At 43.4% G+C, this 16098-nt stretch carries 10 protein-coding genes and 2 pseudogenes; 3 read left to right on the top strand and 9 right to left on the bottom strand.

Annotated elements, in window-relative coordinates:
- The first annotated feature begins 42 nt into the window (after positions 1–42).
- Complete coding sequence (locus tag NSU00_RS01265) at positions 43–390, top strand: DsrE family protein (RefSeq protein ID WP_302467370.1); 348 nt, start codon at positions 43–45, stop codon at positions 388–390.
- 263 nt (positions 391–653) lie between these two features.
- Here the strand turns inward: NSU00_RS01265 and NSU00_RS01260 are convergent, their stop codons facing one another.
- Complete coding sequence (locus NSU00_RS01260; RefSeq protein ID WP_340703242.1) at positions 654–1832, bottom strand: acetyl-CoA C-acetyltransferase; 1179 nt, start codon at positions 1830–1832, stop codon at positions 654–656.
- Between the two features lie 174 nt (positions 1833–2006).
- Between NSU00_RS01260 and NSU00_RS01255 the strand changes: the two genes are divergently transcribed.
- Entirely contained in the window at positions 2007–3179 is a 1173-nt protein-coding gene (locus tag NSU00_RS01255; RefSeq protein WP_340702186.1) for a hydroxymethylglutaryl-CoA synthase, read from the top strand.
- 302 nt (positions 3180–3481) lie between these two features.
- Here the strand turns inward: NSU00_RS01255 and NSU00_RS01250 are convergent, their stop codons facing one another.
- The 6 genes from NSU00_RS01250 to NSU00_RS01225 form a co-directional block, all read right to left on the bottom strand.
- Positions 3482–4771, bottom strand: a complete 1290-nt coding sequence (locus tag NSU00_RS01250) for a hydroxymethylglutaryl-CoA reductase, degradative (RefSeq protein ID WP_104851093.1) — start codon at positions 4769–4771, stop codon at positions 3482–3484.
- Positions 4772–5150: 379 nt separating this feature from the next.
- A complete protein-coding gene (locus NSU00_RS01245) occupies positions 5151–6566 on the bottom strand; it encodes an ISLre2 family transposase (RefSeq protein WP_340703241.1) in 1416 nt (471 codons plus the stop codon).
- 584 nt (positions 6567–7150) lie between these two features.
- A complete protein-coding gene (locus tag NSU00_RS01240) occupies positions 7151–8680 on the bottom strand; it encodes a transposase (protein ID WP_340703240.1) in 1530 nt (509 codons plus the stop codon).
- 412 nt (positions 8681–9092) lie between these two features.
- Entirely contained in the window at positions 9093–9647 is a 555-nt protein-coding gene (locus tag NSU00_RS01235) for a CPBP family glutamic-type intramembrane protease (RefSeq protein ID WP_340703239.1), read from the bottom strand.
- Positions 9648–9890: 243 nt separating this feature from the next.
- Positions 9891–10682, bottom strand: coding sequence for a lipid II flippase Amj family protein (locus NSU00_RS01230; protein WP_340703238.1), 792 nt, complete (start codon positions 10680–10682; stop codon positions 9891–9893).
- Positions 10683–10907: 225 nt separating this feature from the next.
- Positions 10908–11348, bottom strand: a complete 441-nt coding sequence (locus NSU00_RS01225; protein ID WP_340703237.1) for a GNAT family N-acetyltransferase — start codon at positions 11346–11348, stop codon at positions 10908–10910.
- 496 nt (positions 11349–11844) lie between these two features.
- Between NSU00_RS01225 and NSU00_RS01220 the strand changes: the two are divergent.
- Positions 11845–13147, top strand: a pseudogene (locus NSU00_RS01220) (IS1380-like element ISBco2 family transposase).
- A gap of 155 nt (positions 13148–13302) precedes the next feature.
- Here the strand turns inward: NSU00_RS01220 and NSU00_RS01215 are convergent.
- Positions 13303–13491: pseudogene (locus NSU00_RS01215) on the bottom strand (transposase); the annotation flags it as partial.
- A 594-nt stretch (positions 13492–14085) separates the two neighbouring features.
- The gene (locus NSU00_RS01210) at positions 14086–15549 is read right to left on the bottom strand and encodes a transposase (RefSeq protein WP_340703224.1); all 1464 of its coding nucleotides are present in this window, start codon (positions 15547–15549) and stop codon (positions 14086–14088) included.
- Positions 15550–16098: the final 549 nt, after the last annotated feature.

Below are 16098 nucleotides of genomic sequence, written 5' to 3'. Positions count from 1 at the left end.
AAGTCTGGCAGGATTTGCTAAAATAGAAAGAAAGCCAGTGAGGTGGAGACATTGAAAAACAAAGTTATTTTGCTTGCTTCAGATCAGCTTGGAAAAGGGGAACAAGAATTAGGGGAAGGATTGTTGGAAACCTTCTTTACTATCCTGAAGCAAAAGGAAGAACTGCCAGCCGCTGTGTTTTGCGTAAACCGCGGTGTGTTTACGTTAACAGAAGACTCGCTCGTTTCCCTTCAATTGAAAGAATTGGAGGAAAAAGGCGTGGACGTTCTTGCTTGTAAAACCTGTGTGGACTTTTATGGGCTAAACGAAAAACTTGCAGCTGGAAAAATCAGCAGCATGGCACAATTTGCAGAATTAGCATCCAAATATGAAGTCCTTACGTTATCCTGACCAGGTGGAAAAATCCTATCCGGAACAAAAATAGAGGAAAAGCCCTGCATCAGGCAGGGCTTTTCCTGTTCTTGCCAAATCCCAGCGATGTTACGTGCGCCCGACCAACATCGAAATGCCAAGGCCGCCACCGACACAAAGCGAGGCGAGGCCGGTGCACACATTTCTTTTTTTCATTTCATGCAAGAGTAATAGCGGAAAAGTTTTGCGCCTGACAAAGATTTTCTACATCTTTCCAAAAACCAGGTAAAATCCCAGCGATGTCACGTGCGCCCGACCAGCATCGAAACGCCGATGCCGCCACCGACACAGAGCGAGGCGAGGCCGGTGCGCACATTTCTTTTTTCCATTTCATATAAAAGTGAAACGAGAATTCTTGCGCCGGATGCCCCGATCGGATGCCCCAGTGCAATCGCGCCGCCGTTGACATTGACTTTTTCCGGATTAAGCCCCAAATCCCTGATAACGGCAAGGCTTTGGGAGGCAAAAGCTTCGTTCAGCTCGATTAAATCCACTTCTTCCAGGGATACACCGGTCTTTTCAAGCAGCTTTTGAATTGCGTAATAAGGGGCATACCCCATGATGGAAGGGTCCGTTCCTGCTTCTGCATACCCTTTGATGACCCCGAGATAAGGAATCTTTTTTTCATCCGCAAGTGATTTTTCCATTAAAACAACTGCAGCTGCGCCGTCATTGATCCCCGAAGCATTTCCCGCTGTGACAGTGCCATCTTGGAGAAAAGCGGGTTTCAGCTTCGCGAGCCCGCCAAGCGTCGTATCGGGGCGGATATGCTCATCATCGGCAAACAGCATTTCGCTTCTTCTCTGTTTTACTTTTACCGGCACAATTTCGTCTTTGAAGCGGCCGGCCTTTTGTGCCTGCGCGGCTTTTTGCTGGGATTGAAGCGCAAAACGGTCCTGTTCTTCGCGGGAAATGCCGAATTGCTCCGCCACTTTTTCCGCCGTCAAACCCATATGGATGCCTTCAAATGCATCCGTCAGGCCGTCGCGCAGCATACTGTCTGCCATCGCCATATTGCCAAGCTTATGGCCCCAGCGTGCCTGCTCTGCAAGATAAGGCGCACGCGACATGTTTTCCGCCCCGCCAGCAACCGTTATTTTCGCCTCGCCAAGCTGAATCATCTGGGCAGCAAGCAGCACAGCTTTCAATCCGGAGCCGCACACTTCATTCACGGTGACGGCAGGCACTTCATACGGAATGCCGGCTCTGACTGCCATTTGCCGGGCCGGGTTTTGGCCGAGGCCAGCCGAAAGAACATTGCCAAAAACGGCATAATGGACCTCCCGTGCAGAAACGCCGGCGCGCCGGATCGCTTCTTCTGCGGCAATCGCGCCCAGTTCCACAGCGGATATATCTTTTAAACTGCCGCCGAATTTCCCGATCGGGGTCCGGACGGCGCTGATAATCGCAACTTCATGCATATACGTTTACTCCCTCTCTGTCATTTCCCATCCACAATCTTTGCAACTTGTACTATAATGGGAAGGTGTCAGTGTGTCGTGATAAGTTGTATTTCGACACCGTTTATATTAAATTATTTAGTACAGTTTCTCAAATTTCAATTACAATTCCTGTAAAAAAGGTGTGAATAGCTGTTGCAAATCGGAATAGACAAGATCGGGTTTTATACCCCGCATTTATATGTTGACATGGAAAAACTGGCACTTGCCAGGAATGAGGACCCCGGAAAATTTTTAATCGGGATCGGCCAGGAAAAAATGGCTGTCGCCCCGGTGACCCAGGACGCGGTGACGCTCGCAGCCAATGCGGCGCTCGAAATTTTAACAGACGAAGATAAAGAAAAAATTGATTTTGTTATTTTCGGCACGGAATCCGGCGTCGACCACTCGAAGGCAGCCGCAATTTATGTGCACCGCCTGCTCGGTTTAAAACCGGAAGTGCGGGCCGTTGAAGTGAAAGAAGCATGCTTCGGTGCTACGGCAGGGCTGCAAATGGCAAGAGGGCATATCGCCCTGCATCCGGAAAGCAAAGCGCTCGTGCTCGGGTCGGATATTTCCAGATACGGATTGAATACTTCAGGAGAGGTCACCCAAGGGGCGGGCGCCGTCGCCATGGTCGTAAGCGCCCATCCGAACATCCTTGCGATCGAAGAACCGAGCGTGTACCATACGGAAGACATCATGGACTTTTGGCGGCCGGTCTATTCGGATTCCGCTTATGTGGACGGCAAGTTTTCCAATGAAAAGTACATCGGTTTCTTCCAGACCGTCTGGCAGCAGTACAGAGAAAAAACCGGCTTTACGTTAAGTGACTTCGAAGCCATTTGTTTCCATATGCCATATACAAAAATGGGCTTAAAAGCGCTGAGAACGGTGCTGGATGAAACGGATGAAGACGGGCGCGAAAGGCTTCTTGCCCATTATGAAACAAGCAAAAGTTATAACAAAATCGTCGGGAACATTTATACCGGCGCTTTGTATTTGAGCTTGCTTTCCCTGCTTGAACAAAATACAAAGATAGAAGCAGGTGCGAGGATCGGCCTGTACAGCTACGGGTCCGGCGCAGTCGGGGAATTTTTTGCCGGGATCTTGCAGCCGGGCTATCGTGAAGCCTTGCAGCCGGCGCGCCATCAGCAAATGCTCGATGCGCGGAAAGAAATTAGCGTTGCCGAATACGAAGCCATTTTTACAACATCGCTTCCAAACGACGGATCGGCCGTTACCTTGCCGGTGAACGAGGATCCGGCCACCGTTTGCCTTGCCGGAATCGAAGGGCACAAGCGGCAATACATTAATAAAAACATGTAAAAACGAGAGGCATGCTTAAAGCGTGCCTCTCGTTTTTGCTAAAGAGAATAAGCGCAGGCCACTTTTCAAAAACGGAGATGTCGCCGTAAGCACGGGCCTCAGTGGTTCCATCCAGCTTTAGGAAAAACCGCCTGCCTGCCAGAAGCCGCTGAAAAGCTCCAAAAGAAGAAAACGGTGGGACATCACCATAATCGTGTCTCACCGTTTTTTTTCTATATTTTGTTCAGTACCTCGGTATTCTTGGCGCCGTTTTTCATACCCGCGTGTTTTTTTCTTCCTATTTCTGTTCAGTGCCCCGCCTGTCATCCTCTGATTTCTTTTAAAATTTTCTTTGCCGTAGCAAGATCAATTGTCCCGCTTTGTTTTAGTTTTTCTGCAACCCGGTCAATTTCGCTTCCGGAGGCGCCTGCACTGATGGCCAGCGATTTGGCGTGCAGGGCCATATGCCCTTTTTGAATGCCGTCTGTGACAAGGGCTTTGATGGCGGAAAAGTTCTGGCCAAGCCCAGCGGAGACAATGATCGATTCCAGTTCTTTCGCATTTTGGTAACCCAGCAACCGCTTGCTGAAACCGGCAGCAGGGTGGATGCTGATCTGGCCGCCGACTGTCCCGACCGGAAGCGGAAGGGTGAGGCTGCCAAGCAGGTCTCCGTTTTCTGCTTTGCTCCAAGTAGAAAGGGAACGATACTTGCCGGACCTTGCTGCATAGGCATGGGCGCCCGCTTCAATCGCGCGCCAGTCGTTCCCAGTTGCGATCACAACGGCATCAACGCCGTTCATAATGCCTTTGTTATGCGTCGCAGCCCGGTAAGGATCCGCGTATGCAAATTGGGCGGCTTCAATGATCCGGTCGCGGACTTCTTCACCGGGCATGCCGTTTTTTTCAAGCAATGGCACGGGTATCCGGCACTCGGCCGTTGCCAGGCACTCAGTGGCATAATTGGAAAGAATGCCCATTAACGCCCGTCCCCCTGTCCACTCTTCCAAATGCGGTTTGATCGCCTCCGCCATGGTGTCGATGATATTCGCACCCATTGCTTCCCGCGTATCAATATGGAGATGGACAACAAAAAAAGCAGGCGTGCCGGCTTTTTCATCAGCCGGGATCAGGCGGACTTCCAGTTTCCGGGCTCCGCCGCCCCGCTTCACAATCGAAGGCTTGGCCTCATTCGCCGTTTGCAAAATATCTTCCGCATGGGCCATAATCACCGTTTTCGCACGGATCGGATCCGGAACGTCCATTAACGCCACCTGCCCGATCATCATACGGCTGCTCACTGTCGTCCGGAAACCGCCTGCCTTGTTGATGATTTTTGCCGCCGAACTTGCCGCCGCCACAACAGAAGGCTCCTCAATCGCCATCGGGACGACATACTCTTTTCCGTCAATCAGAAAGTTCAATGCCGTACCATATGGCAATTCATATTTGGCAATCTGGTTTTCAATCATATGGTCCGCCGTTTCATCCGGCAGCACAAGCCCTTTTTCAAGCAGCGCGGCATCTTCGGCTGAAATGGCCTTCGCCTGTTCCAGTGCCTTGATTCTTTCAAGTCGATTTTTTTCGTAAAATTTATGCAAAGGTTGCTTGTCCATGTTTCCCTCCTCTGTGCGCGATAAAGTGCCATACATTTATTTTAACGCATTTCAGGGGGAAAACCAGCCATCCATTTTTCCAGTATGTGTCAAGTTTTTCTCGACAAGGTTTAAATATCGGGTATTCCAAGACACTCTTTTTGTACACTTTCGGCTACCGTGCTTTACTTGCTCGGTGTAATTTTCGGAAAAGATGTAATATTTCCGTATAAAGATGGATAACGGGGATGTTGAGGCGCGCGAAATTCACTCGCTTTCCGCGGGCGGCCGGCGAGCCTCCTCGCTCGTACCTCGCTGCGGGGTCTCTCCTGGCTCGCTTTTCCCGCAGGAGTCTCGTAAATTTCGCGCGCCTCAACGATCAGTCCCCACTGAGCCAAGCTTAAAACGAAAGCTCTAATATTTTGCTTAAATGTCCCATTGCCGATGAACTGCTTGAATGCAGGGCAACTGATCCGTGCTTTACGCCCACTGACGGGCGTACAGGCTGCTTGAGTAGTTGAGACATCCTGATTAATTGTTTCAAGTTCCGTTGCTTTCTCTCGCTTCTTGAACGGTGTTTCAGATAGACTTCTCTCAATGTCCCATTGAGTATGCCTTGTTTGATTTTCACCATGGCTTCTGCGCCAAGTTCACTCCAATGCATGCCCCTTTTTTTCATCCTGAAGGAGATATGCCTTTGATTCGATTCCATCGCTCCTAGGCCTCTCGCACCTTCCGGCACGTTTTTCACCCTGTCTCTCCAGTCAAAAATGCGGTCCCAGTTTTTCAAGATATACGAACGGAATTCCTTGATTTTCTTGAGAGCCTTTTTATCCGTCAAGGTGCTTTCGTGCGTATCCAAATATAACGTGAATTGGTCCAGGTCATGCGTTCTAATCGCTTTTCTAATTTGCTCCTTGATCTCGCTCTTTCCGCCCCCAAATGTCCTTATGATGGCTTGTGCAACGTGGTAGGTATCCAGCTGGTTGAGCACCGGAAATTCCGACTGTGAGAAAGCTGTTTGAAACCGTTCAGCTGTGTATCCCGCACCTCCATCACTGTTTGTAATGACATGCGTTTTTTCGAGGGAGCAGGTGTTGGCAGCTGTGGCTTGGACTTCATCCCAAAATGTCTGGATGGCTTCCGTTGTCATGATGACTGTGGGCTGACGCAGGGAGACCCTTTTACCATTGGTTTGCCATCCCTCATAGAGAATGGCGTGGTGGACTTCCATACTCTGTTTCTTTTTTAGTCCCCGAACGAATACACCATCTGCTTCAGAAAACAGGTAGTCTACCTTCTTCCCCTCAGGCAGGGAAACAGCTATTTCTAGCTCTTCTACAAGTGCCTTATCGGCTTCCGCCTGAGTTTTCCCTACGTGTTTTACCATGTTCCCTACAGTTGTGTGACTAAGACTCACTGCTGTCCACTCTTTTAAAATATCAGCTACTTCCCGATAGGTGTTCTCACTTGCCAACTCTGCCACCTTTAATTCCACTAACGGGCTGTATCGTTGGTATGGTAAAAGCCCTAACCATTCATCCAGAGGATAATGTGAATTCCCTTTCTGGTCATGCATTAGTGAACGTTTAAAGGTCACATTTCCAAATAAAAACTGAATGCTTCTGTTATCACTCCGGCAGTACTCCCAGCCATCCTCCAGCTTTTTTTGCTTAATTGTTTTATCTAACGTCTCAAATATTTCCCCAACCCATTGCGTAAAGGCATTCTGGATCAGAATTTTAACTTGTTCTTCAAATTCAATAAGACTTTTTGTATCCTTTAATAATCTAGCAATTATTGATATAATATCCATAGGAAGACCTCTTTCTAAATGTATTCGCCCACAAGCGTACATTTAAATGATAGAGCGTCTTCCCATTTTTTTCCACTCATCTGCCCTTCGAGTAAAATTTTACACATACTTTTTCCAGCTTGCCATCTTCCTGCGTGCATTTCTTATCTTAACAGCCATGCAGATAATTTTTCCATAATTTAGTTTACTCAGAAGAAACAGGGTGCTCTCCGCTTCATAGTTGAATTATAAAAAATTTTGCCTTTTTCTCGGTATCTCCGAAAAAAGCCGGAGATTTTCGTTAAAAGATATAAGAAAACTGTTATTTTCTATGGCGGTTTTATCATACATTCGTATAGAGCCTCTGCCAAAATAAAAATATACCCTTGAGCGAGGCTCTGGAAAATTAATTATCCCGATTTTTTTTGCCTTTTCATCCAGATTTTCAATTTACATCCAGATTTTTAATTCAATAGAAGTAAAACGGTCATTTTTCTTCAAAAAAAGGGCATACGTATCCCGCCTTCACAAAATGGTTTTTTTCACTACCCTTTGTGGAAAGAAAACGTTCATTTGAGTTATTCACATATCCACCTGTGAATAACTTAATTTGCTCTTTGCAGTCGATTGCGTGTCCATCCACAATTGGCCTTTCCAGTCTGATAGTACGCCATATTTGCCATGATATGCATAGATATCATGCATCGATCTACATGAGCTTCAACTGCCTGTTTCCCACGCTTGTGAACACGACGGAGACTGTATCCGTCTTTTAGAATGCCAAAGATTCTTTCGATGATCGTCCTGGCACTATATAACACTTCAAATGTGCGACCATGTTGCGGCAACTCGACATCTACTTGAGGCGTTTGATCAAAGTCTATCCTAAATACTCTTCCTTGTGCTGCCCCATTACAACATTCCGCGTGATTCGCTAGCGGGCAGGTGAGACCTTCTTGCTTGGCATTTGGATGAAATACAGGACAAGTGTAAATAAGCCCCCCAACCCCCCGAATCTTCGGGGGGCTCCCATTTGGATGAAATACAGGACAAGTGTAAATATATTGCCCCTTTGCCCGATCAGATCCTCTAAGTTCCATTTTATGTCCACTGATACAGATGGGAGTGCCGTACCGGTTGATTTTTTCAATCCCCCGGGCGGTAGTTGGTTTATCTTTACGGTTCCGTGGATTGATCGGTGCCACCAATTTCGCCTGTAATACATCCTTTGTCACTTTTTGATTTTCCGGCGTTTGGTAGATTCCATCTGCCAGGATAAAGCTCAACTGCTCAGCCATCTCGGGGTGCTCTGCCTTAAACGTTTCCAATGTCGGTTCTAATGTTTTCCCATCGGGTGTATTTCCTTTAAATACTTCCCGCGTCAAAGGCAAACCGGATCTCACCCCGCATACCATTGATAATTTATGCGCAATATAGGAGACTGCATTACTTTTACGCATTACCCCTACATTGTCGTCCGTAAGGACTCTGGGGCAATCGCAATTACCCTCACAAGAACACGTCTTCCTTGTTTTATTCAAGGTTGCTTCTGCCTCTATATGCGATGTATCCACGGCGGCTGCTTCCTCATTCGTTTCAACCACGCCTTCCCCTTTATTATATTCAACAACCAATAGCCGGGCTTTTTCCCAAAGACCATTTGTTGTCATGATTTGATCAAAACGAGCAAAGGAACGGTAGCTCGGAATTTTCTCCGTAAATCCACACATGGTGGCAAATAGCGGGTTTGATTTCACTTGCAAATAGACACTCTCCACCATCACTTCAATATACTGTAAAGAGGCCAGTTCAAAAGCACGAAAAAAGGGCATGAAAGGATGCGGTTTTCTCCCAGTGGAAGGGAGATGAAATAATGAAGACGCAGACTTGTCTTCTTCCTCCGTTATTGAAAATAGTGCCGGTTGTATTTCATTAGAAGGATCATGTGCTCTTTCATTTTTTAGGTGCAAATATAAAAGGGTGTAGTATTCTCGTTCAATCGGCTTAAAAATCTCCCATGGGAAACACATGGCTGGAATGACAAATGGTATATCGGCATAGTCTTGCCAATTGTGGGGAATCAAATTTTGTTGTATTGAAAAGTCTCTGGTTTGTGTTAGAATAGAAATAGTCATGAAATCACTCCCTGGATATTTGGTCGTACTTATATCTTAACAAAGGAGTGGCTTTCATGGCTCTTTTTTTTTTCAAAAAAATCATCCTTTTCCGTTTTACAATATTTACCACAGGAATGAGTAGCTTAATCTATTGAAACCCGCCCAAAATGGAAAAATTTAGACACTTATAATAAATAAATTTACCCTATTAAAATCAAAAACTCACAATTTCTTTTTACATTTGTCATAATGTTCCTACAAAGGTCTTTTTTCTTTAGTGGAATAAATCAACGACCTTTAATTGTCTGACTGCTTACAGTTTCAGGGGATATAGCATTTTGGCAAGGGCTCATAATTAATCTTAGAAAGGGAGTGGGAAAAGCGATGCTGGATCACTTCATCGATGCATAAATACCAGCGGAGATTAACGCTACACGGTTGTATCAAACCCTTCCGCCAAACCGAAAAGAGGATGGATGACCTGCAACGTTGTAATATAAAATGATTGATGAAAAAGGTTAATAAAATGAAATCCGCCAAAAATCAACCCGGAATACAGGCAAGCTTTTATTCTCCCTGCATAAGCCGCTTTTCCTTCGTTTAAATAGAAATTGATTTTAGAAAAAATAATTCCCCTGAAATAATATTCTTCGAAGAGCGCGACAATCACTGAAATCCCGCCGGCCTTTAATATATCTAGCAATGCATGACCGGAAGATACCAATATATCAATCATAAAGAAAAAGAAAACGGGTATCATGATCAGCAGTGTTTCTTTAAAAGAAGACTTTATCCGCCATGTTACTTTTTGTTTTAAAAACAACACATTTAAAACGAAAACACTTATAAGCAGCACCATTTCTTCAACAAATATTTTCGTGATGTCCCCAAAATTTGCGACAAAGGTGAATCTTAAACAAATTAGAACAAAGGCAACCCATGCCATCGAACAAATCATTACCCAATAATCACGTGTTTTTCTCATAAACCTACTTTAACAGCTCCTCATTTTGTGTCTAGTTTTATGGGTCCATTATAACCAGCCATTCGTATCATTTTTCAAACCAAATATGATTTTAACATATCTCAGGCTGTATTCCGGCGTTCGCTTTTTACAAGCTGTGTCATATGGCTGATCAAGGAAAAAAGAAACATTCTTAAATGCTAGCAACCCTCTAGCATCCCGCTGTAATTGACGTTCAAGGGAAGCCCCTTTTTTTGGCCATTTTCAAATCATTTTAGCTACAAAAACGATGGCATAGGCAGAAGGAATAAGCAGGAATAGCGATGCGAATGTGCCCAGTGTTTTGCTGCCCACCATAGCAACAACCACTTTTCTGAAATCCTCTTCACTGCATTTGCCATCGATCACATCATCGGTCATGATGGATAGCTGCGGATCAATGAAGATCGACATCAAAATGGTTGCAACTCCATTAATAATGGAAGATAAAGTGATGCATGTTGCCCTTAAATCCGGTTCAAGACTGCCGGCATAAATCGGCGCCAAAGAACCAACTGTTAATAAAGCAACTGTTACCAGATTGTAAATAATAATTTTCACCGGCAGCTTTCTAAAGTTGAGCTGTAAAATATTTTCTTTTACAGGTACAGCAACGCAGTCCTTCATATAATGAAGACCTGCCTTGGAAAAACTGTGCAGAACCAGCTTAGGAATAGACCGGTCAGCCGAGAAGTACAAAACGCCCCGGTAAAATAGCCTTTGGAAAGTTGGAATGAGCAAAGCGCCAACCGCAGTGGCTACTCCGGAAATAACGATGATAAGGTTAAAAATATGTAATAAGCCGTTTGTCTCCGTATGACCTTCAACATATTTCGTCAGCAGCGGGACTTGAAATGTCACTGCAATCCTGGAAATCAAGGTTAAAATATTGAGGACGGCAAAAGATACTGCAATCTTTCCTGTTCTTACCCCTACCATTCTGACCGAATAAGCTAGGGTTCCAATCAAGGATATGATGAAATTCAAGATGAACACAATGATCATCTGTAAGGCCATATTTCCACCTCCTGAGGTAAATGATCGTCGGACAATCCTTCCTACTCAAACCCTTCTATCTTCTGTTCCATGGTCTTTGGTGCCATAAGCTCAACTTTCATTTTACTAAACCAATTTAGCTACCAACAACTTAAAACCATGATTTCTCCCTCTGTCATTGCTCAAAATCTTACCCGTATAAAAAAGTGACAATGGACGTTCTAAATTCAAATAGAATGGTGCCGGCTATTCCAATTTCAAAGCCATTGAAACACTTCTAACTTGAAACCCCAATTTTTCATATAATCTTATAGCCGGATTACCCTCATATACATTTAAGCGTATCTCCGTAAGTCCTTCTTCGTTTAAGGAATGTTTTGCGTATAGCATTAATTCTTTCGCTATCCCTTTTCCTCTAAACTCTTCCTTTACAAACAATTCATAAATAAACCCGACTGATTTCTCCGTAAAAGAATCTTTGCTTATACCGGTTAGTATCCATCCCAAAACTTGCTGATCCTCAACCGCAACAAAGTAGCTGCATCCCTTTTTTAAAAGGGATGCAACGATTTCCTTTGCTTTTTCAAGATTTGGCTTTGTTTCGCCCATTGTCCCCTCATAAATCGCCTGCGAAGTAAGACGTTGAATTTGTTTCATTTCCAATTGATTCGGCAATCTTATTTCCATTTATCCCTCTCCCTCAGATCAATAAAACTGAAATCCCCCAATCTTGAGGGCCATTTTTAATCCTCTCGATATTTTTCTTGGTACATCGTTTTCTCCACGAGAAATTCGCTAAAACTGCTTTTCATCTTTACCATAATGAAAGAAAATACTACAGACGTAACTTGCTTGCACTTGTACTGTTTTACAATTATCAATCTCTAAATCCTCATTTCTTCTTTGATAGCTTTATCTTTTAAAATATCTAACTTAGGCGTGATGAAATAGAAAATAAAGGTCCCTAAAAGTCCGATTACAGTTAATATCCAAGCCATAACGAAGGGTGACAGGAATCCACTTAACGAGACAGTTATTCCGACTATGATCATACATAAGTCATATTGTAAATTATCCCAGATTACGAAAGTAAAATAGTAATTTAAAATAAAAAAGTGCCCCATCCTTTGGTATAATTGATTTTGAGAAAAAAACAATAACCAAGAAAGGGGGCACCTTTAAGGTGAATTATATCATTCCTGTCTCAAGAATTAAATATGAATTCAATTTAAAGAATAGTACAAAATTTAGTGGCATCCTCCCATTTCTGCAATTTCTGGAACGGATGAAAATCCAGCAGACTTTCCGGGGGTTTGATTGCTTAAAGAAAGACAATGCCAAATTTCCTCTAAGTAAAATATTTGTATATCTGATTGCGGGCTGGATGGCAGATTGCTCCCGTATGTTTCATTTTCAATCACTCCAGAATGACCCTTTGATTCGTGCTTTCTTAGGAGGAAAATGCCCGCATATACGCTTTTAAGCAAGGATCTATTAAGGTTGGAAAAATCGAGGATGCTGCCATAGAATTCAAAGAACGGGTGATGGACATCATCGAACCATGGCTGGATTCCGATCTCATTCTTGACTTTGATTCAAGTGTCGAAACGGTTTATGGAAACTAGGAGGAAGCGAAAATCGGGGTGAACCCCCATAAGCCGGGCAGAAAAAGCTACCACCCCCTTCTCGTTTTTGAAGGAAAATCCCATCTTTGCTTAAACGGTGTGCTAAGACCGGGAAACGTCCATTCAGCTGACAACGGAATTGAATTTGCCGAGGAAACCTATCGATTGCTTTCCGCTCAGTACCTTATCCGGTACGCCCGTTTTGACAAGGGATTTGGCGGAGAAAAGTTTTACAGTTATTGGGAGCAGCAGAAGATTAACTACGCCGGCAAACTGAAATGGACATCAAGATTGAAAAAGTATGTTGAAAACGACAATTCTCCGTGGATCCGGTATGTTGATGATGAGCTGATTGTTATAGAGGGAAAAACAGTCTACTACCAAGCAACTTCCTGGGAAAAGCCAAGAAGAGTTGCGGTCATCCGAAAAGCTGACAAGTATGAGGAAGACCAGCTTCAATTGTTTGATTTTCTCTGGGATTATGAAGCCATTGTGACAACGATGGACTGGGAACCTATGGATATTTGGAGATTTTACAATCAGAGAGCCTGTCTGGAAAACTATATCAAAGAGTCTAAATATGGTTTTTCGATGGACAAGATTCCAACAGATTCTTTCGGGGCAAATCATATGGATCTTCTGATTAAATTACTGGCGTACAATTTATTCGAGATCTTTAAAAAGGACCATTGCCCGGCTGCGTTCAAGTCCTATACCATCAGGCGGTTTCGAAGAGAGTTTATTTATTCGGCCGGCGTGCTGACGTCTCACAGCCGGAGGGTCTCATTGAACATTTGTGAGACATATGCCCACAAATGGGCATTCCGGAAAATGATTCAAAGTGTGCGCATGATTGATTGAGAGACAGGAACTGAATACTGGAAATTAAAAAGCCCGCAAAGGTGGGGAGGGGGAAAGTATACCTTCAACCACCTGAAATTATAGATTTGGATTCCATATTTTACATTTACTTCCACGTGTGTGGATTTTAGCTATCAAATCGCTGCACTTTCGTAATTTGCTTTGAATAAGATGTGGATATGGTCTTTATCATGATTCCATTCCACTAAAGAAATATTGTATTTACTTCCAATCTCAGCAAAATCAGATATTTCGCTATCGAACACTTGTCTACGGTATTTTACAACCAATACAAAGTGATAATGCAGTAAGAATACTGAATGATTATTACTATCTAATTTCATTGATATATCAACCATTTATTCCATCTAAGACTGATTATATCAAAACCTTTGGCTAAAGCCAACCGAAATTCATCTCCCACCTACTCATTGGTGCTATTCGCACCTTCACATTCCTTGAGGATGGGAGACTTCTTTCGGAAAGCCGTTAAAATATAATTATGGTTTTTCATGGAGAATAGACCGTTAATGAAACCGAATATCCCGATGATGATACAAACCGCTGCTCCAAAAACGTTATTCAACTTTGGCAAAATAGTTCCAAAATACAGGATGAAAAACAAAAGCTGCAGGCTTATTCCCGTCCAAATAGATGAAAATAATTGCGCCATTTCATTGTGCTTTCTTTAGAGCCTCTGCCAAAATAAAAATATACCCTTGAGCGAGGCTCTGGAAAATTAATTATCCCGATTTTTTTTGCCTTTTCATCCAGATTTTCAATTTACATCCAGATTTTTAATTCAATAGAAGTAAAACGGTCATTTTTCTTCAAAAAAAGGGCATACGTATCCCGCCTTCACAAAATGGTTTTTTTCACTACCCTTTGTGGAAAGAAAACGTTCATTTGAGTTATTCACATATCCACCTGTGAATAACTTAATTTGCTCTTTGCAGCCGATTGCGTGTCCATCCACAATTGGCCTTTCCTGTCTGATGGTACGCCATATTTGCCATGATATGCATAGATATCATGCATCGATCTACATGAGCTTCAACTGCCTGTTTCCCACGCTTGTGAACACGACGGAGACTGTATCCGTCTTTTAGAATGCCAAAGATTCTTTCGATGATCGTCCTGGCACTATATAACACTTCAAATGTGCGACCATGTTGCGGCAACTCGACATCTACTTGAGGCGTTTGATCAAAGTCTATCCTAAATACTCTTCCTTGTGCTGCCCCATTACAACATTCCGCGTGATTCGCTAGCGGGCAGGTGAGACCTTCTTGCTTGGCATTTGGATGAAATACAGGACAAGTGTAAATATATTGCCCCTTTTCCCGATCAGATCCTCTAAGTTCCATTTTATGTCCACTGATACAGATGGGAGTGCCGTACCGGTTGATTTTTTCAATCCCTCGGGCGGTAGTTGGTTTATCTTTACGGTTCCGTGGATTGATCGGTGCCACCAATTTCGCCTGTAATACATCCTTTGTCACTTTTTGATTTTCCGGCGTTTGGTAGATTCCATCTGCCAGGATAAAGCTCAACTGCTCAGCCATCTCGGGGTGCTCTGTCTTAAACGTTTCCAATGTCGGTTCTAATGTTTTCCCATCGGGTGTATTTCCTTTAAATACTTCCCGCGTCAAAGGCAAACCGGATCTCACCCCGCATACCATTGATAATTTATGCGCAATATAGGAGACTGCATTACTTTTACGCATTACCCCTACATTGTCGTCCGTAAGGACTCTGGGGCAATCGCAATTACCCTCACAAGAACACGTCTTCCTTGTTTTATTCAAGGTTGCTTCTGCCTCTATATGCGATGTATCCACGGCGGCTGCTTCCTCATTCGTTTCAACCACGCCTTCCCCTTTATTATATTCAACAACCAATAGCCGGGCTTTTTCCCAAAGACCATTTGTTGTCATGATTTGATCAAAACGAGCAAAGGAACGATAGCTCGGAATTTTCTCCGTAAATCCACACATGGTGGCAAATAGCGGGTTTGATTTCACTTGCAAATAGACACTCTCCACCATCACTTCAATATACTGTAAAGAGGCCAGTTCAAAAGCACGAAAAAAGGGCATGAAAGGATGCGGTTTTCTCCCAGTGGAAGGGAGATGAAATAATGAAGACGCAGACTTGTCTTCTTCCTCCGTTATTGGAAATAGTGCCGGTTGTATTTCATTAGAATGATCATGTGCTCTTTCATTTTTTAGGTGCAAATATAAAAGGGTGTAGTATTCTCGTTCAATCGGCTTAAAAATCTCCCAAGGGAAACACATGGCTGGAATGACAAATGGTATATCGGCATAGTCTTGCCAATTGTGGGGAATCAAATTTTGTTGTATTGAAAAGTCTCTGGTTTGTGTTAGAATAGAAATAGTCATGAAATCACTCCCTGGATATTTGCTCGTACTTATATCTTAGCAAAGGAGTGGCTTTCATGGCTCTTTTTTTTCAAAAAAAATCATCCTTTTCCGTTTTACAATATTTTCCACAGGAATGAGTAGCCTAATCTATTGAAACTCGCCCAAAGCCTCAAAAAGTGATAAAATTCTGGCACTTATAATAAGCAAATTTATCCTATTAAAATCAAAAACTCACAATTTCTTTTTATATTTGTCATAATGTTTCTACAAACGTCTTTTTTCTTTAGTGGAATAAATCAACGAACTTTAATTGTCTGAATGCTTACAGTTTCAGGGGATATAGCATTTTGGCAAGGGCTCTCAATATGAACTGAATTTCTATTCTATGTGAGCCCCTGGTCATCCTACCTTTCCCGTGTTTACCGGTTCCGGGTGCCCTGTCTCCCTTATTTTCATATGAATTGTATTTCGCTTTTACGGATTTGTTTTTTGCATTCCCGAATCCTCGACCATCATAATAGGTTTCGGGTTTTTCATAAGGCAATTGGAGTTACTCTATAAAAACCG

Source organism: Weizmannia sp. FSL W8-0401, assembly GCF_038009125.1.
Lineage (GTDB): Bacteria > Bacillota > Bacilli > Bacillales > Bacillaceae_C > Weizmannia > Weizmannia coagulans.
Note: the sequence above shows the minus strand (reverse complement) of the source record. Positions and strands in the feature narration are given on the sequence as shown.